This window comes from Cyanothece sp. BG0011, assembly GCF_003013815.1.
GTDB lineage: Bacteria > Cyanobacteriota > Cyanobacteriia > Cyanobacteriales > Microcystaceae > Crocosphaera.
The window spans coordinates 1-19,002 of record NZ_PRLH01000024.1 but is presented as its reverse complement, the minus strand read 5'-3'; the positions used below and the strand labels follow the sequence as shown (position 1 = coordinate 19,002).

At 35.5% G+C, this 19,002-nt stretch carries 15 protein-coding genes and 1 pseudogene; 9 read left to right on the top strand and 7 right to left on the bottom strand.

Translation table 11 applies throughout. The features are described 5' to 3' along the window. Positions 1-1,890: serine/threonine-protein kinase (locus C4E06_RS04695; RefSeq protein WP_198648319.1), on the bottom strand; the 1,890-nt coding region annotated here is incomplete at its 3' end. Between the two features lie 444 nt (positions 1,891-2,334). Here C4E06_RS04695 and C4E06_RS04685 point away from each other — a divergent pair. Continuing rightward, positions 2,335-2,652 (top strand): hypothetical protein, encoded by a 318-nt coding sequence (locus C4E06_RS04685; protein WP_107667029.1) that lies wholly within the window; start codon positions 2,335-2,337, stop codon positions 2,650-2,652. On the opposite strand, the gene C4E06_RS04680 is transcribed toward C4E06_RS04685, so the two are convergent. After that, the gene (locus tag C4E06_RS04680; RefSeq protein WP_107667028.1) at positions 2,649-3,071 is read right to left on the bottom strand and encodes a hypothetical protein; all 423 of its coding nucleotides are present in this window, start codon (positions 3,069-3,071) and stop codon (positions 2,649-2,651) included. The two genes, C4E06_RS04685 and C4E06_RS04680, sit on opposite strands and share 4 nt — an antisense overlap. Before the next feature lie 593 nt (positions 3,072-3,664). Between C4E06_RS04680 and C4E06_RS04675 the strand changes: the two genes are divergently transcribed. Continuing rightward, entirely contained in the window at positions 3,665-4,813 is a 1,149-nt protein-coding gene (locus C4E06_RS04675) for a quinone-dependent dihydroorotate dehydrogenase (protein ID WP_107667034.1), read from the top strand. Positions 4,814-4,863: 50 nt separating this feature from the next. Here C4E06_RS04675 and C4E06_RS04670 read toward each other — a convergent pair whose 3' ends face one another. Both C4E06_RS04670 and C4E06_RS04665 read right to left on the bottom strand, forming a co-directional pair. Continuing rightward, positions 4,864-5,112: a hypothetical protein gene (locus tag C4E06_RS04670; protein ID WP_107667027.1), complete on the bottom strand. Its 249-nt coding sequence runs from the start codon at positions 5,110-5,112 to the stop codon at positions 4,864-4,866. 82 nt (positions 5,113-5,194) lie between these two features. Next, on the bottom strand, positions 5,195-7,819 hold the full coding sequence (locus tag C4E06_RS04665) for an ATP-binding protein (RefSeq protein ID WP_107667026.1): 2,625 nt from the start codon (positions 7,817-7,819) through the stop codon (positions 5,195-5,197). Between the two features lie 87 nt (positions 7,820-7,906). Between C4E06_RS04665 and C4E06_RS04660 the strand changes: the two genes are divergently transcribed. Continuing rightward, positions 7,907-9,079 (top strand): pyridoxal phosphate-dependent aminotransferase, encoded by a 1,173-nt coding sequence (locus C4E06_RS04660; RefSeq protein WP_107667025.1) that lies wholly within the window; start codon positions 7,907-7,909, stop codon positions 9,077-9,079. On the opposite strand, the gene C4E06_RS04655 is transcribed toward C4E06_RS04660, so the two are convergent. Beyond that, positions 9,066-10,481 (bottom strand): esterase-like activity of phytase family protein, encoded by a 1,416-nt coding sequence (locus C4E06_RS04655; RefSeq protein ID WP_107667024.1) that lies wholly within the window; start codon positions 10,479-10,481, stop codon positions 9,066-9,068. The two genes, C4E06_RS04660 and C4E06_RS04655, sit on opposite strands and share 14 nt — an antisense overlap. A gap of 352 nt (positions 10,482-10,833) precedes the next feature. Here C4E06_RS04655 and mnmH point away from each other — a divergent pair. Further along, a pseudogene (mnmH, locus tag C4E06_RS29460) lies at positions 10,834-11,894 on the top strand (tRNA 2-selenouridine(34) synthase MnmH). On the opposite strand, the gene C4E06_RS04645 reads toward mnmH, so the two are convergent. Beyond that, the gene (locus C4E06_RS04645) at positions 11,865-13,130 is read right to left on the bottom strand and encodes a serpin family protein (protein ID WP_198648318.1); all 1,266 of its coding nucleotides are present in this window, start codon (positions 13,128-13,130) and stop codon (positions 11,865-11,867) included. The pseudogene mnmH and the gene C4E06_RS04645 overlap by 30 nt on opposite strands. Positions 13,131-13,385: 255 nt before the next feature. Here C4E06_RS04645 and C4E06_RS04640 point away from each other — a divergent pair, with 255 nt between their 5' ends. Together C4E06_RS04640 and C4E06_RS04635 are read left to right on the top strand one after the other, a co-directional pair. Beyond that, positions 13,386-14,075 carry a MotA/TolQ/ExbB proton channel family protein gene (locus C4E06_RS04640; RefSeq protein WP_107667023.1) on the top strand — a complete coding sequence of 230 codons (690 nt, stop codon included), beginning with the start codon at positions 13,386-13,388 and terminating at the stop codon, positions 14,073-14,075. Positions 14,076-14,109: 34 nt separating this feature from the next. Further along, a complete protein-coding gene (locus C4E06_RS04635) occupies positions 14,110-14,781 on the top strand; it encodes a biopolymer transporter ExbD (protein WP_107667022.1) in 672 nt (223 codons plus the stop codon). 82 nt (positions 14,782-14,863) lie between these two features. Here the strand turns inward: C4E06_RS04635 and C4E06_RS04630 are convergent, their stop codons facing one another. Further along, positions 14,864-15,256 carry a hypothetical protein gene (locus C4E06_RS04630; RefSeq protein ID WP_107667032.1) on the bottom strand — a complete coding sequence of 131 codons (393 nt, stop codon included), beginning with the start codon at positions 15,254-15,256 and terminating at the stop codon, positions 14,864-14,866. Between the two features lie 148 nt (positions 15,257-15,404). Between C4E06_RS04630 and C4E06_RS04625 the strand changes: the two genes are divergently transcribed. The 3 genes from C4E06_RS04625 to C4E06_RS04615 all read left to right on the top strand — a co-directional run bounded on the left by C4E06_RS04625 (position 15,405) and on the right by C4E06_RS04615 (position 18,879). Next, the gene (locus tag C4E06_RS04625; protein WP_107667021.1) at positions 15,405-16,595 is read left to right on the top strand and encodes an extracellular solute-binding protein; all 1,191 of its coding nucleotides are present in this window, start codon (positions 15,405-15,407) and stop codon (positions 16,593-16,595) included. Between the two features lie 96 nt (positions 16,596-16,691). Next, complete coding sequence (locus C4E06_RS04620) at positions 16,692-17,864, top strand: AAA family ATPase (protein WP_107667020.1); 1,173 nt, start codon at positions 16,692-16,694, stop codon at positions 17,862-17,864. A gap of 40 nt (positions 17,865-17,904) precedes the next feature. Continuing rightward, positions 17,905-18,879 (top strand): hypothetical protein, encoded by a 975-nt coding sequence (locus C4E06_RS04615; protein ID WP_107667019.1) that lies wholly within the window; start codon positions 17,905-17,907, stop codon positions 18,877-18,879. The last annotated feature ends 123 nt before the right edge of the window (positions 18,880-19,002 follow it).

Below are 19,002 nucleotides of genomic sequence, written 5' to 3'. Positions count from 1 at the left end.
AGTTGTGTGTTGTTGCAGTTGTTTGATCGCTATTCCGGTTTCTCGGTCCCAGAGACGGATAGTATTATCCGATGCAGCGGAGATCAAATAACGATCATCCGGACAAAAGGCGATCGCTTGAATACTGTTACCATGGCCTTGAAGTTGTTGGGTTTGTTGTCGTTGAGCAATGGACCAAATACGAATGGTTTTATCATTAATGGCGGAGGCAGAGGCTAAATAATGGGCGTTTTTATCAAAACTTAATGCGGTTATCCAGTCCTGATGACCTTCTAATACTTGTTGAAATTTGCCTGAGGTAACATCCCATAAACGAATGGTTTTATCTCGTCCCCCTGAGGCTAAAATTTTACTATCTGAGCTAAATATTAAGCTGTCTACTGCCCTTTGATGGCCTTCTAAACATCGCCATTCTTGACCGGATATAGCTCCCCAAATTCTGACGATTCCTGTGTGGGAACCCGAGGCAATAAATTGATTATCTTCGCTAAAGGCAACGGCGGTTATGCGTCCCATGGGTTCAGATAATTCATGACGTTTTCTTCCGGTTTTAATTTCCCAGATAATTAAGGTTTCATCGAGGCTTCCAGAAAGTAGTAAAGAGCCATCTTTATTAAAGGCCAGGTCAGTTATTTTTTTTGAATGACCTTGTAATTGTCTTAAAAATTTTCCTTCAGTTAAATCCCATAAATAGATATTTTGTTGCCAAACTAAAGCTAATATTTTTTTATTTTCGCTGATGGCTCCCCCAGAAGTGGGACAGTCAATTTCCCAATGAGCCATTTTAGTTTTAAAATCTAATAAACAGGCTCCTCCTGCTTCTATCACTAAGACTTGATTTTGATTAATTGGTACGGCTTTTTTTAGACAACCTCGACCCAATTTATGAACCATTCCTTGTTGTTTCAATAAGGGTAATATAAATTTTCCTTGTAAATTCTCAATGTTTTTTTGATCAATTTTAATCAGATTGTCTTGTGGTTGCTTTCGTAGTTCCCACCATTGGGTGATAGTTCGGCTGCGATGGCTTCGTTGAATTCTTAAAGCATCAACGATTAACATATCCCAAGGATAGTCTAACCCTTGAGGTTGCCAAGTATCGGTTTCTAAAACACGAGTCATGGCAGGAGGGGGTAATTTTCCTGTTAATAGTTCATGGAGAATCATACCGACTTCAAATAGATCACTTTCGGGGCCAACTTCTCCCCCTGACATAATTTCCGGGGCGGCATAACATTCGGTAAAAGAGCGGGTCCTTTTTCGTTTGGCATCGCTGGCTAAGGTGGCGGCCCCAAAATCAATTAAAATTAACTGATCATCGGGGGTTAATATCATATTTTCTGGTTTAAGATCCAGATGATAAATACCGGCTTCATGAATGGCTGTTAAGGCATTAACTAATTGTCCAATTAAGGTTTCTATCCTGTCCGTAGATAGTTTTTTATGAGGCTGATTTTCCAGTTCTTGTAATAACGTTTTCCCCTTTACCAAGTCCATGACAATGTAAGCGGTATCCCTTTCTTGAAATAAGTCTCTTACTTTAACGACATTGGGATGATCTAACTTAGCTAAGATTTGTCCTTCTTCTAAAAAACGGTATAAACTTCTTTGATAGGTGTCTCGATGTTTTGCCGGAATAATTAATAGTTTGGTTTCAACATTTCGGGAGACGTATTCAACGGGATAAAATTCTTTAATGGCGACAGGATTCTTTAATGCGGTATGATGGGCGCGATAGGTAATGCCAAAACTGCCTTTTCCCATGGCATCGTCTAAACAGTATGTATGCGATCGCAGTTGGGTGCCTTGGGGTAACACTTCTTGTAACAAGGATAGGACTTGCGCCCCACAATGGGGACAGCGTTGAGTGGTATCAGGAAGGTTATCCAAGTGGCAGTTTAAACAGCGCATTGATTGGGTTATTTTAAGTCATCTAACATTTATCCTATCTTTATTTGGGTCCCCTTAAAGGAGGCAGGAGTTGAAAGGCAGAAGGCAGGAGGCCAGTTAGAGGGGGATTTTGACCTACCTCTAACTGAAGTCCACCAAATCGCAGATTTTAGTGGGGGACTTAAACCCAGTTGGGCGACGCAGAAAGGCGTACTTTGTGACAAAATTTTCCCTCCTGCCCCCTGCCCCCTGCCCCCTGCCTCGCCCGAAGGGCTGTTAAAATCAGGAAAACCCACGGGTTAGAGTCCGTGGGCCAGTTTTAACCGTAAAACAGTTTAAAGATTAATCATGCCACTGGGGGAAGTAAGGGTGAAAAAGTTAAGGGTAAGATTATTCTGAGGCATCACAATGATTTGTGTGTTGACTGTTTTTGGAGACTTCCCGATGAAATCAATTTCTATGCTTGCAATGTTAACCCTTAGTGTCGTCATGACTTCTTCAATGGGGACGAAAACCGTTAACGCTCAAATTATTGAACTCGGGGATGATGTTCGCGTGGATTTTTCTAATGAACGTCGCCGCCGTAGTCGGACTAATGTGAGGGTTTATGGTGATAATGGTCGTTTGACGGTAGGGGTCGAAGAACAAAGAAGACCTCAAACCAGAATTCGTATTAATGATAGAAATGGTTCGCCTTCGCTTGATATTCGTCAAGAACGACCCGCCCCCGAAGAAAGAGTAAGGGTGTCGTTTCCTTTTTAGCCGTAGGTACGACATTGTTTAATTAAACCGTCGAATCCTTCCCAGATTTGTTCGTTTGATGCTTGAATCATCCCGAACATAAATGAGGTTTTTTCTTTGATTTCTAGGGTTAATAATTCTTCGGATGGTTCAAATTTATAGTTTAAGGTGGCTGCAACGGTACCATCAGAAATCATGGGTTGATTTCTAACTTTTAACTCAACTTTACCTTGGTTTTCGCCTTGGTAATCAGCCCAACCTTGTTCTGAACCATTGGAACTGGGGGGTTTTATACATTCGTTGAATTGTTTGAGATTAATATTCTCATACTTTCTCAACGGTGCATTGGATGCGGAGGAACTTAGAGTCATACCTAAGAAAAAAGTAGCAGTTGTTACATAAGCCAATAAGTTATATGGCTTTCTTATGACTGTATTCATGATAGTTTTTATGGAGTAAGGTTATATGTGTGTAATGATAACGACAATACGTGAAAATGGAATCATACACAAGAAAGATTTAAAGAACGCTTAATCTTTTTTTGCAGTTAAAGAAATATGAATGGTTGAGAAAATTGTAGAAATTTAGAAAAATTATCCCATATTTTCCCGTTATCAAACCTTCATTTTTATGTAAAGAAGCGATCGCATTTCGTCGGATTCTTACTTCAACGCTCCTCAAATAATCTTAAATTGTTAATTAATATACCAATTTACCTAATCAATTTTGAAATAGTAATTTTGTATCAAGTGATATCTGAAGCTTCATCTTTAAAAAAAATCGAGTCATATTGAATAGATTAAGCTGTATTGGATTGACCAAAAACATAAATAAGAAACTCCTATAATGATCATTAGTAAGAACTGTAAATACTTTGTAACCATTGACTCCTCACGTTTAAAAATTAATCTCTAATTAATAGTTTTTGAAAAAATATAGCGTTATGCTGATTTTGGGTTTATTCTCCTACACTAGATATAACCTAAATTTAAAGAAAAGAAATCATCCTGAACTCCGAACTCCCTTAGATATGATGTTTAATTTTGCTCAACCTTTTTACCCTCTTGTCCTAGCAGCCGCGAAAAATAACCCAGAAAATGCCCATCAACAACTACTAAAAACCCTTCACCGTCTGGATGAAAATCGTCACACTGTCTGGGGAAAGTGGATATTAGGGAATATAGATCAGTCTTTTACCTTTGAGGATAGCCGTTTACAGCAAGATTTATGGGGGTTAACCTTTAAAACCCCTCTGGGGTTGGCGGCCGGATGTGATAAGGATGGTTTGGCGGCTGGTATCTGGGATCATATGGGCTTTGGATTCGCTGAAATTGGGGCTGTAACCCTTCATGCTCAACCGGGGAACCCAAAACCGCGTTTATTCCGTTTGCCCCAGGATAAAGCAGCTTTAAACCGTTTAGGGGCGAATAATCAAGGGGCCCAGCAGGTTGCCCAAACCCTCAAAGAAACTTGGCAACGGCAACCCCGTCAAATTCCCATTGGGATTAATTTATGTAAGTCAAAAATGACCCCGTTAGATCAAGCCGCCATGGACTATGTGGGCAGTTTTCGTTATCTTGAGAAGGATGCTGATTATTTTGTGGTTAATGTTAGTTCTCCCAATACCCCCGGACTGCGATCGCTACAAGAAGGGGAACAACTCAATGTTATTTTACAGGAATTACAATCGGTTAACCAGCAGAAAAAACCGATTTTTGTTAAGATTTCTCCGGACTTAAACTGGGAGTCCATTGAGTTAATTATTAAGTTAGCTAAAACTTACCAATTAGCTGGCCTGATTGCGACCAATACCACTATTAAACGGGAAGGGTTAAAGACGAATATGCTGCAAAAAACCGGTAATCCCATTGAAGAAGAAGCGGGGGGAATTAGTGGCCAACCGATTCGGAAACGGTCCACGGAGGTGATTCGTTTTATTTACGAACAAACTCAAGGAACTTTACCTATTATTGGGGTAGGTGGTATTTTTACGGCGGAAGATGCTTGGGAAAAAATAACCGCAGGGGCAAGTTTACTACAATTATATACGGGTTGGATTTATCAGGGTCCTTGGTGTATTCCTAATATTAATCATGGATTAGTTAGGAAGTTAGACAAGTATAAATTGTCCCATATTTCCCAAGCGGTGGGAATGGATTCTAATCGTCTCAGTGCCAAATAAGGGAGTTAGGATACAGTCAGTTATCAGTTAAATTCATTGATAACCATTGACTATGATTTCACTTGATTGTTATGAGAGTGATTTCTCATTTCATGTTCTTTATAAGCTTTGGCTGAGGCTTTAATCCAGATTGTTGCTGCGGTGGAAAAAGGAACAACCATGACGACAAATCCTGTAATTAATGGGTGTTCTCTCCCAAAAGGATTATTCATTAAAAAAGCGATAATTAAGCCACAATAAAGTAAGCCAACTAAGGGTAATCCTATCACTAATAAGGCAACTTGGGTGTCTTTATCCATTAGGTAACTCCTCAAAAATTAGTCAATGGTCTTTCATTTAATATGATAGTGAATTTTATCTCAATCAACAATGTTAAGTGCATTAATTTAACAAATTATTTCTTATTTCAGGGAAAGATGCGATCAACTGTGAAAGATTTTCTAAATCTAATTCTTCTAAGGCATGATTGATATTTTTCGCATAATTGAATAATTCCGTAGCTTGATATTCTTCTCCCCAGTTTTTTAAGAGAGTGATTAATTGTTTTATTTCTTTTATCGATAAAGTATTTTTAAGTATTGGCCAAGTTGTTTCTTGATAGTGATCAATTTTTTTTAAGAGTTCTGATAATTGTTCTGGACTAATTTTTAAGGGATAAAAATCGGGTTTTTGTTGGCTATGATTTAAGGATGTTTCTCTGATTAACTTCCTGGCTTTTTGGGAAGATAATCTCAAAATTTTAACAGTAGGAAAGATGACTATAAAGGTACTTCCTTGACCTAACTGACTCTCAAGTTTGATGGTTCCTCCTAACACTTGAACGAGTTTTTGTGTTAAAGTCAAACCAATACCAATGCCTTCGTATTCTCGGTTAATAGCTTCGGAAACTTGAGTAAATCGATCAAAAACTATTTTTTGTTGTTCTTGAGAAATACCAATTCCTGTATCTTTGATCGTAATAAGAATAGAACATTGATTTGGGTCAAGATTGGACTGGTTTTTAAAGAAGTTAGCCTTAACCGTAATGGTCACTGATCCTATTTTAGTAAATTTTATCCCATTATCAACTAAATTATTTATGATTTGATAGAGCCGAATTTTATCAAATGCTACTATATCGGGTAGATTGCTTTGTAAATCAAGGATTAATTGTATATTTTTTTTCTTAGCTTTGTGAGAATAATTTTGATAGACTTGTGTCATGATATCTCTAATATCAACCGGTTCATATTGTAAATAGATGGTTCCAGATTCAAGTTTAACGATATCAAAAATATTATTAATTAATTCTAATAATGCTTGTCCACTGAGCATAATAGATTGAAGGTACTTAAAGCTTTCTTTATCAGTCATTTTTTGACTCAGTAAATCAGAAAATCCCAAAATAGCATTTAAGGGAGTTTTTATTTCATGACTCATATTCGCTAAAAAATTAGTCTTAGCTTGATTGGCGATTTCTGCTTGTTTCCTTTTTTCCTCTAGTTCTATATTTTGCTGGTTTAATTTTTCTAATTGTTGTTTATTTTCTTTTAAAAGATTAGATTTAGCAATGGCAATTCCTAATTGAGAGGCGATGGCTTCAATTAATTCAATTTCCTCTCTTTTCCATTCACGATTTTGATAACATTGATGTAATTCAATTACGCCATTTATCTGTTTTTTGTAGGAAGTCCTAACCGTTAAAATAGATTTAATTTGACCTTTAAGTAATAAATGTTGACTGGACTGTAATAAAGGTTCTTTTTGAATATCATTAATAGCTTTTGCTTGATCATTTTCTAGAATACTAATTAAATAAGTATTCTGTTTATCTAAATAATTTAAAAAGCTAAAAGACGTTATATTATTTTTCTTCCATTGTCCTAATAAGTTAAGTTGAGATTGATGATTATTGGTATCAGTATAAATTGAAATTCTATCTATATTTAACATTTGACCGAGAATTTCAGCCGTTTTATCTAAAATACTTTCTAGTTCTAAACTTGCTCTAATTTTATTAGTTATTATTTGTAATAATAAAGCACGTTTTAATTCTTTTTGAAGACGAATTTCTATATTTTTCTTTTGGGTAATATCTTGAGCAATTCCTACAATTCGATAGCGATTATCTTCGCTATTTTTAATCATAAACCCTCGATGAGATATCCAGTAAATTTTTCCATCAGGTCGCAGAATACGATATTCTAAATCAAAGCTTTTTTGTTGCTTGATAAAAACTGGATTTAATCCCTGATTAACAATTCCTAAATCTTCGGGATAAATAGAGTTTATCCATTCATTAATATCTAAATATAAACCTTGACAAGTTCTCCCCCAAATCTTTTCATAAGCTGGACTGACATAAATAACTTGCTGATGATTAATATCAGTAATCCAAAACACTTCATTAATATTTTCAGCGAGTTGACGAAATTTTTTTTCTGATTTTTTTAGTGATTTTTCTGCTCTCAAACGGGCTATAATATTTTGAGAAATGCCTCTATTCACTTTCCAAACAAAGCTTAAAACTAAAAGATTAATCACAAATAATAACCAATAAAAGTGTTGTAAAGACTGAATATTTGTCATAGCCACCTCTTCTGCTGCAAAGGTAGCGTCATTGGTAACTATCCAGAACTCTTCACTAATTTTTACTAGGTTTTTAGAGTTTGTTTGTTGTTGTCTAAAGGCTTTAATAGTTGCTTTTAAAGTTTGCCATTTTTGGTCAACAATTTTTATTTTATTGAGAAAAAATTGAGATTTTGCTGGGGGAAGGTCTAAGGATTTATCTCCTTTAATTAATCCTTGTATAATTTGCTCAATTTTATTAATTTCTTGGTCATCATTATGATTAACTAACTCATTTTTAACCAGTTTTTGACTAGCACCTCGCACAATTCCAGAAAAGTTAACCACTCGACCATCTCTTGTCTTTTGATAACTTTGAAAATACAATAAGCAAGTATTAACGACAGCAAAAATCAGCAAAATAATCACAATTTGTTTAAGCTGTTTGACAATTTCCATTGTAATTAAGCTATGATGGTTAAAGAATAATTAACGACTAATATGAGTCAAAATGATTACTTGTATTAGTCACAATCAAGGTAATCAATGAACAACTTGACTTCCCGAATGGAGAGCGTCCAATCTCCTATAATTCCTATGGTAGGACAACTCATAGGAGAAAATCCTGGCACTATTTCCTTAGGACAAGGAGTGGTGTATTATCCACCTCCTTCAGAAGCAATAGAAGGGATCAATCAATTTTTCAATTATCCCCATAATCATCAGTATAAATCAGTTCAAGGTATTCATCCCCTCACAAGTCAAATTGTTACAAAATTACAAGCCGATAATAAAATAACTATTAACAATAATCGTTCTATTGTCGTAACCGCAGGGTCGAATATGGGGTTTATGAATGCTATTTTAGCCATCACCAATGCTGAAGATGAAATTATACTGAATACTCCCTATTATTTTAATCATGAAATGGCAATTATGATGGCTAATTGTCAGCCTATTTTAGTTAATACTGATGATAAGTATCAATTATCGTTAGATAATATAAAAGCAGCGATTACTTCCAAAACTCGTGCTATTGTTACCATTTCTCCTAATAATCCCACTGGGGTTATTTACCCTGAATCAAGTTTAAGAGCAGTTAATCAACTCTGTCGAGAAAAGGGAATTTATCATATTTCTGACGAAGCTTATGAATATTTTACTTACGATGGAATTAAACATTTTTCCCCTGGTTCAATTATAGATAGTGATTCCCATACCATTTCTTTATATAGTTTATCCAAAGCTTATGGGTTTGCCAGTTGGAGAATTGGTTATATGGTGATTCCTAATCATTTATTAGAAGCGGTTAAAAAGATTCAAGATACCATTTTAATTTGTCCTCCTGTTATTTCTCAATATGCAGCCTTAGAAGCTTTAAAGGTGGGTAAAAGTTACTGTCAAGAACATATCAAAGAAATTAACGAAATTAGAAAAATTTTCATCAATCATCTTCAATCTTTAGAGGATATTTGTACCCTAGTTCCTAGTCAAGGTGCTTTTTACTTTTTCTTAAAAATTCATACGGACATCAAGGATATTGAATTAGTGAAAAAGTTAATCGAAAATTATAAAATTGCTGTGCTACCTGGGGGAACCTTTGGAATAGAAAAAGGTTGCTATTTACGGATTGCTTACGGTGCGCTACAGCAAGAAACAGCAACCATGGGAATTGAACGATTAGTGCAAGGGTTAAAACAGCTAATTAACCCCGTTTAACTCCATTCAAATAACCTCGGAATATTGACCCCATTCCTAATAAGAAAACAGTGCCTAATAAAGCATGATTAGACGGTTCAGGAACTGGAGTAATTACACCGACTACCACAGGAATAGGATTGGGATTAAAATCTTGTTGACCATCCCCAGGAATTTCGTCATCTAATAACCCATAATCGTTATCATTAATGACCACAAAACTCGGTTTTTTTCCAGGAATTAAAGCTAACCCTTCCGGTTTATCCCCTGCTAAATAACCCAAGTTAGGTAAATTAAATAAGAAGGTTTTATCAACAGGAATAATTCCTGCTGTCATTAGTTCTTCTGCGGTATGCTCTTCTAAGGTTTGATTCGGTAATAGATTAAAACTATCAGTTTCTAAATTGGTCGCCTCAGATAAATCAATTTCAAACACCAATTTACTCGCATCCAAACCAAGAGCAGAATCTCGTTGAATGACAGCAAAGCGATTATTTTCTAACCAAACCGCATCCCCAATTTTATCCACATTCGTGTCATATAAATCATTATTTAATAAGTAGACAAATTGACCCGTCACTAGGGGGTTAGCCGCGTTACTAATATCTAGTTCTAGGATACGCAAAATATCACTATTTCTTGAGGTGGTATCCCCTGTATTATCGGGGTTATCAATAGGACTTTGAATGAAGGCATATAAGGTATTCGTATCCTGATTTAATGCCACTGCTTCAAAGCCTCGATTTGCTCTTCTTTGAGCATAAACTGAAGGAATAATCTCCCTTCCAAAGGTTCCTAAAGGTTCATTTCCTGCGGCTGCTGTCCCCATGGGAACAAAACGATTTAAGAGGGTTCCTGAAGGGTTAAAATGATAGATTGCGGGTCGATATTCATCCACCATCCAAAAACTATTATCGCGCTCATCAATAACAATTCCTTCTAAGTCTGCCCCTAAGGGATCATTGGCCAGTGCATTACCGAATAAATCCACTCCAAATTGATCCGTATAAGCGGTTCCTTGTTCCCCTACTTGTAAATTAGGACGGACAGATAAGGGGGTGGTTCCATCCGCTTTAAATAAATTAATGCGGTCTACAATTGTAATATTGTTATTGGTTCTATCGAGGTCAAACCGAACAATCTCAGGCTGTAAATCAGGAAAAGGTAACGGTATCGGTCCGCGATCAGGATGGGTGACAAACCGTAAATTATTACCATTAAATCCTTCAAAATATAAACCAGACAGTCCCCCTAAGAAAATATCTTGCAGCTCACCATTTTCATTAGGAACTTGCCCTAAACTGGGTCGATTATCAAAATCATAATTTGTTAATTGATAATTTTGTGCGCTGGCCAGTTGAGTTAAATTTGTGGCAATACAAACACCAAAAAAGAGTTTCAGTAAAGCTGATTTTACTGTCATTATATTCTCCCAATAAATAGATAGTTATGGTTTGATTTTTAGGGGTCAAACGTCGCATATCTTAACTTATCTATTGGATAAAAATCAAGAAAATATGGTTTATTTTAAGTTTTTTTTGTTTTAAATTAAAGTTAACTAATTTATGGTTTATTCTTAACCTAAAATCATCATCATTAACCCTACTTTATAATAGAGAGAACAGATGAGGTAGAGAGAGTCGGGGAAGAGGGGTTAGCAGTCATAATTTTAATGAGCAGTAATTAAGGGGATTTCATATAATAAAAAGTATAAGAAGAATTGATCATAAGTTGATTGTTTTTAAGGTAAAATGAGAATAGCGACCAAATAAACGATGACTTTAAAAACACCTCATTTTACTCAATTTCCTTTATCAAAAGAGCCTAGTGAAATCATAGATGTTCGCTCAGAAAATGAATTTGCTGAGGATCATATTCCTGGAGCCATTAATTTACCTGTGCTTGATAACGAAGAACGAAAAAAAATAGGAACTATTTATAAACAAGTTTCTGCTTTTGAAGCCAAAAAATTAGGTGCTTCATTAGTTTTTAATAATATTGCTAAGCAAATTAATGAGCATTTTTTAGATAAAGATCCCTGTTATGCTCCCTTAGTTTATTGTTGGCGAGGAGGACAAAGATCCCAAAGTTTAGCGGTCATTTTAGCTCAAATCGGTTGGCGAGTGACTATTTTAAAAGGAGGCTATAAAACTTATCGTTCTTATGTTTGCCAACAATTAGAAAACTTACCCTTACAATTTGATTACACGATTCTGTGTGGATTAACGGGAACCGGAAAAACCTATTTTTTACAAGGTTTAAAACAACAAGGTTACCAGGTTTTAGACTTAGAAAAAATTGCTCACCATCGGGGATCATTATTAGGGGAACAATGGGAAGATAATTTAGTTAATCAACCCTCACAAAAATATTTGATTCTTTATTATTACAAGAATTTCAACAATTTGATGTTAACCAACCGATTTGGATAGAATCAGAAAGTTATAAAATTGGTAATGTGTATTTACCAGGAAGTTTATGGAAACAAATGAAACAATCTCCTTGTGTTGAAATTGAGTTACCTTTAGAAAAAAGAGTCAATTTTTTGTTAGAAGAATACTGTTATCTAACGCAAAATCCAGACATTCTCAAAAACAAATTACACTATTTAAAAACTTATTATGGGTGGGATAAACTGAGTCAATGGTATCATTGGATAGATAATCAGCAATGGCAAGAATTGGTTGAAGATTTGTTAATCGTCCATTACGATCCTGCCTATACAAGATCCTTGAAAAAAATGTCTTCAAAAATCATGACAACAATTTCCCTATCGGATTTAAACTTAGAGCATTTAATAGAAACTCTAAGGTTCAAAAATCATTCCCATGAATAAAATATTGCCTGTTTCATTATCTCGAATAATAGAGAAAAAAGGACGATCAGCAATAAAAGACAATTCCTCGTTTGCCTTGTCTAGGGATGCTGTTTTAACCACTAAATTGTTTTGGGGAGGGGGTTGTACCCCTTGTTCATTAATCACTAAGATAGTTTGATGTTTAATCCCATTAACATAGGTAGGATGAGAACTTAACTCAGAGAATTCTGCTTTTTCAGGATCAAACATCGTTGAAAATCCTAAATTTTTTAATGCTTCTGTTAATTCGACTTCACAATCTAAACTAAAACGAGGTAACTCTAATAATAGGTCGGTTTTCCGAAATTTAGATAACAATTTAGATAGGTTTTTAGGGGTTAATTCTTGTACTATCTTCGATAAATTCTGGTCAGATTTTGGTAAAAATAAATATAAACTAAAACGTCTATTTTCGTAAGGAATCTCTACTGCTTTTAATTGAGAGGTTTCGAGGTAGTTATAGTTTCCTTGACGGGACATAAACGGATAAGTTTTCACCGATTCATCCATGAGGTGAAAAGGTTTATTTTCGATGGAATTTACATCAAAACCGGTCTGCCAGATTCCTTGGAAAGAAGCCGTATTGATCAGAAAAAGAACATCATCAGCTTGAGTGTGATCGATAATTTCGAGAATCTCCCCTTGAGTTTCTTCGGTTACCCAACGGTTCATAATTCCCCTAGCTTCAGAACTGGCAAAATCTAAATTAGTAATTTTCGCTTGATAATAACTGCGACTATCTTTAAGAAATTGATAACGAAAAGAAAAACCTTCCCTTGCCCAAAGCGAATTTGTCATGGTTAAGTAACCATAAAACTCATGAGCGTCTAACTCCTGTTGTAGGGTGTGATTAGCGCGGTTAAGGGTATCGACACTAATTCCTTTGAGGGCTAACCCCTGAGCAATTTCTTTTTGAGTGGTTCCCGTGGCTCCGTTGTAGAGCATGGATAAAGTAAGAGCGATGCTAGTTGGAGAAATAAAGCTATTTTGGTGTTTTTGGTTTTTGGTGACATGAGACAATAACTTAAAGCCAAACGCCACTTGTGCATCGACGAGTTGTCGTTCTTGTAGGGTGGGTTGAGGGAAAACCATTCTTGGGGAAACTTCCTGTAACCCTTGAACGTCTGTGAGAATACCAGACAAATAGGTTTTTGAGAGAGCAACCAAACCACTTAAGCAACAGATAGACAGAACGCCGACTGTGGCCTTCGTCATTTTTAGAGTCCTCATCAGCATCCATCCTCTTTACAATACGGCAGTGTTCATTGTGGTTAGCTTTAAAACTCGAATGTGTCTTAGCATAAATACCTATGTAATAATTTCTCCGAGTTGTGTCTTTGTGACTAAACAATGTCTCCTTCTTTGAGGATATAATTGATTGCTAAACATGAATCTAATAAATTGTAAATAAATCATTACAACTGCTAATCTGTCTTTCGATGGGGATCAGCAACGGAGGTTATCAAAACTGTGAATATCCAAGAAATCATGACAAAAGGTGGGGTGGCCATGTGGCCGCTGCTGATTTTGTCGGTATTGGCTTTAAGTACCATTATTGAACGTTCGATATTTTGGATCAGATTTCTGCTCAAAGAAGGAAAAATTTTGAATCGAGTCCTAGAAACCGCTGCTCGAAATTGGGATGCTGCGCCGAAAGTGGCTAAAGAACATAGTAAACATCCCATCGGTAGTTTTTTCTACGGGCCTCTGAGGTTAGATAATCCTGATCCGGAGGTTTTCCATTTAGCCCTAGAATCATCGGCCGATGACGAACTGGCCTTGATGAGACGAGGGGATAAGGTATTAGAAGCCGTGATCGCCCTTTCTCCCTTATTGGGATTACTGGGGACGGTTTTGGGACTGATTACCTCTTTAGGCAACATCCAAATTAGTGATCTCGGCACTTCTTCAACCACAGGTGTTACCCTGGGAATCGGAGAAGCCCTCATTTCAACTGCGACAGGATTGATTGTTGCCATTATCAGTTTGACCTTTTATCGGATTTTTCAGTCCCTGTGGTCTAATCAAGTAAGGGTTTTTCGTAAAGCCGGCAGTGAATTAGAAGTGATTTATCGTCAACGCTGGTCAGACAGCGAGGTAAATCCTTCTGCTTTCTCTGGCAATACTCCTTCTCAGTTTACAGACACTTTTGAGCAATAAGCACTAATATACTCATTTTCTTAAATATTGACCTATGACTGCTAATCATACTTCTCAGAGGAGATCCCCTAAGTCTTCGGTTCATACCCGTCCCCTCAAATTGTGGCAAGATTCTTCCGGACAGCAAGAAGTTCGCATCGAAATTTTACCGATGATCGATGTGATCTTTTGTATTTTGACCTTTTTTATCCTCGGTGCTGTGGGTTTATCCCGTCAGCAGGCCATCAGTTTAGATTTGCCCAGAGCAGCATCAGGAACTCCTCAAATGCGGGAGATGTTGGTGGTGAGTCTGGATGATTTTGGCCAAGTCTACGTAGAAAAACAATTGGTCACTCGCAATCAATTATTTAATCAGATTAAGAGTTATCATCAATTGAACCCCGAAGGATTAATGGTACTTCATGCCTCGAGAAATGCCACCTATAATGAGGTGATTGAACTGTTAGATATGTTACGAGAAGTTGGGGGCGATCGCGTTGCCTTGGCCACGCTACCAGGGGAAAATGAAGCCAGCAGCACCTGGAATGATCCGACCCTAAGTCCTTTACCATCCCAGAACGGTCTACCTGGCGGTTATCCCAATAATTTTCCTTCAACCCTGCCTAATAATCCTGCTAACGGCCTAGGTAATTATCCGACTAATCCTGCACTCCCGTCTCAACCCAACGGGTCACCTATTCCTCAAACCACTACGCCTAATAATTAACCTTTAACAGAAAAACCTTAATGTCATCAGAGGCTGACTATGTAACGCTTTTTTCGCCCCTTCTCTGTCGTCTTTTGCCTTTTCAAGGCATCATTCGACACGCTAATAATTGCTCTTCTAAGGCAGCAATGCGATTATAAGCTGCGGTTAGTTGCGCGGTTAATCGTCTCACCTGAAGATCGGTGGTTAATAAAGGTTCTTCTTCAGGGGCGATTAAAGTGTGACTTTCACTATCATCGAGTAAAATATCTTTATGCTCCATCACGGATTGATAATGGCTGCTTTTCTGCGTATTCGGAGGAACCGAAGCAGAAACATTACCTATAGAAGGGGATTGGTTATGGGATTTTTCGTTAACCACGGCCTCACTGTGCAGGTGAGATGTCCCCATCTGTAGGCTAAGCTTTTCAACAATATGATGGAGTTGCGTAACTTTTTGATTAAGTTCATTAATTTGTTGTTGTAACCCATCCATAAGAATGCCCATCACTAAAAACTGTGCTACTGTTAATCCTAGAATTACCTGAGAGAGATAGTTACAGATTCCTGATTCATTTAACGATTACTTCACTACTCTTAATTAATCGATAAGTTTAACCGTAACCTTCGATACAGTACATTTTATGCTTAGCCGTCGTTCTTTTCTTACTACCGCAGGAATTTTAGTATTAGGGAATCTATTATCTAGCTGTGCTAGTTCTAACGTTGATTTACGGGTTTTATTGTTACAAGGTTCCATCCCTCCTCAGTTACTCAAGGCGTTTCGTCAAACTCTCTCTTCACAACCGTCTCTTGATTTTAAACCTCAAGGGCAATTAAAAGACTTGTTTTCTCTCCTGGAAACTTGGCAAGGTAAAGATGAGAATAAAAAGGGTTTATGGCAAGAGATACCGAAACTTCCTGTTATTAACCCTCCCCCTCCGTCTCTGAGTGATTTTGTTACCTTGGGGGATGTTTGGTTAGCTGATGCCATTAAACAAGAGTTAATTGAACCCCTAGACTTAACTGAGGTGGAAAATTGGGATCAGTTACCCTCTCGCTGGCAACAATTAGTTAAACGAGATCAACAAGGTAATTTACAAGATAATGGATTAATCTGGGGTGCGCCTTATCGTTGGGGAACCACCTTAATTGCTTATCGATCAGATAAACTAGATTGGCAACCTCAAGATTGGTCGGATTTATGGGATCAACGATTAAGCGATCGCATTTCTATGGTAGACCAATATAGAGAAGTGATTGGGTTAACCTTAAAACAGTTAGGACACTCCTACAATACGAGAAACTTAGATAAAGTTCCTCAGTTAAAAACAGAACTGTTAGCTTTAAATAAACAAGTCAAATATTACAGTTCTGATCACTATTTACAACCCCTATTAGTGGGGGATGTTGATGTGAGTGTGGGATGGTCAAATGAAATTATTCCGCTTATTAATAATAATCGTAATGTTAAAGCGGTGGTTCCCACTTCTGGGACTTGTTTATGGTCTGATATTTGGGTAAAACCTAAAGCCAAAGAAGGCCAAACCGAGTTATCCCAAACCGCTAAACAATGGCTTAATTTTTGTTGGCAACCTCAAGCGGCTAAACTCATTTCTTTGTTTGCTGATGGTGCTTCCCCTGCGATTAATACGATAGACAAAAACGAACTTTCTCCCGAAGTCATTAATAATCCTTTATTGTTTATGGATGAGGCTATTTTCGAGAAATGTGAATTTTTACAACCGTTATCAAAAGAAGTGGAAGACCAATATATTAACCTTTGGAAAGAAGTTAGGAACAGTGAACAGTGGACAGTGAACAGTGAACAGTGACCAATAAATTTAACTATTAACTGATGACTGATAACTGATAACTGGTGACTAAATATGTATAATATTCAGTAACTATACATTACCCATTGATCTCAAATGAGTGTAAAACCCTTACAAAAGATACTTTTTGGAAGTCCAGGAACGGGAAAAAGTTATAAAATTAGACAGATAGCTCAAGAAGAGTTAAATATTGAGTTTGATGACAATAGCAAGATACTGACAAATACAGTCAAAACGGTGTTTCATCCTGAATACACCTATGCTGATTTTATGGGTAAGTTACTCCCTTTAACACAGGGAAATAATGTTATCTATAAATATTATCCTGGTCATTTTTTACGTGCGTTAGGAATGGCCTATAAAGGTTTAATTGATGGAAATGATGAGCATTATTTATTAGTTATAGATGAGTTAAATAGAGGGAATGCACCAGCTATTTTTGGGACAGTATTTCAATTATTAGATAGGGAAGATGATGATTGGTCAACTTATGAGGTTGATATCTCAGAAATGGAGTTAATTGGTTTATTTGATGCAATGGGATATCAAGCTAAAATACAACATGATGGAAATATTCAAATTGATGGAACTCGTTTTGACATATTTATACAAAATCGCGAAGATAGATTAAATTTTGAGAATACAGAAGGACAAAGAGTTTTATCCTTATTAAAAGATTTTAGAAATCCTAAAATTAAAATACCTAGTAACTTATCTATTCTTGCTACTATTAATACATCAGATGAGTCAATTTACTATTTAGATAGTGCCTTTAAAAGACGATGGGATTGGGAATATATTGAAGTGTCAACCAATAAAATTTATTATGAACATATTCCTGAAGAAATAAGAAAAACAAGTCTAGTTTTTGACGAAATATTTGAAGAAATAGAATTGGATTGGTGTCAATGTATTGCAGGAGTAAATTTTTTTATTCGAGAACATCATCAAATGATTAGAAGAATAGAAGATAAACAGATAGGATGGTGGTTTATTAAACCAGAAAATGGTCAGATTCATGCTAATAAAGTAAAAGATAAACTTATGTTTTATTTATGGGATACTGTATTTATAAGAGATAAAAGACCATTAGAGAATCTTTTAAAAGAAATTATAGAAAATGAAAAACTAAAATTAATAACTTATGATGATTTTATTTCATATACAATACAGTTAATGATTTTTTTTGAAACAATTGGTTCTAAATTAATTATTTTCTCTGAATCAGTAGAAATAGAAATAGATGAATCAAGTTCTGTTGGTTTTTAATGAATAACATAAGTGAATAATAGATATTAAATCTTTTCTAATGATAAACTTCAACCAACTAAAATTAACAGTCAATGATAACTATTCTTTTGTGGGTATAGAAAAAAAGAATAATCAACTTTATTTTTATCTACCCAAAGGTTTCGAGGATAAACTAGAAGAAATAGAAACTTTTGATGAGAAGAGAAAACTATTTTTCTTGTTTTATCGTATCTTCCATAAATTTAAAATAATTTGTCTAGAGAAAGGTTATCTAAATGAAAACTCTAACAAAATTAAATCAGATAGAGATGGAATTATTGATAATGATTTTGGTTCAGATATCATAGAAAATGAAGCAGAAGAAAACATTTTTTATTCTAAACTAACCAGTATTGATACAATTTTAGAAACCTATAATGAACCTAAAATACTTAGTTTAGTTTATCGAACCAGTAAATCAGAAATATTAGATTATAGTCACTCTTATAAGTTTCTGCATCGTGCTATTTTTTTACCAAATAATGCAGCTTATGTTGATTATATGGACTTACCCCGTAAACAAGTTCAGTTTCAATCAACTGATTTAGTTGCAATGTATTGTTATTTATTCTGGGAAGTTAAACAACAATTAAATCAAGAAGTTTCTGGAGAAATTAAAGTATTAGCTGAACAGTTTCAACACAGTTATTTAAGTGCAGAATATAGTTTATTTCATGAACAATATTACAGTCAGGTAATTGATATTTTAAAAGATACCTTAGAAATTATTGATCATAATACTCCTCTCAAAGATGCAGATTATTGGGACTTTTATGAAGCAATTGAATTATTTTTATACGGTGAAAGAAAAGAAACACAAGACGGTAATATCTGGGGAATTAGTAATTTTCATAGTATCTGGGAATCAATGTGTTTAACTTATCTCTGTAATCATAAAGATTTTTCTGAATTACTTTATTTAGATACTCACTATCTTTCTGATGATTTAGTAGATAAGATTGGTAATGTAACTAAAAAAAATAGATTTATCTAATACATTCAGAATTAATAATTATAACGTTTACCCTGATGCTGTAACTCTTGTTCATAATTACAAAATTATTATTACTGATCTAAAATATTTATCTTATAATTATATTCAAAATAAATCAAATCA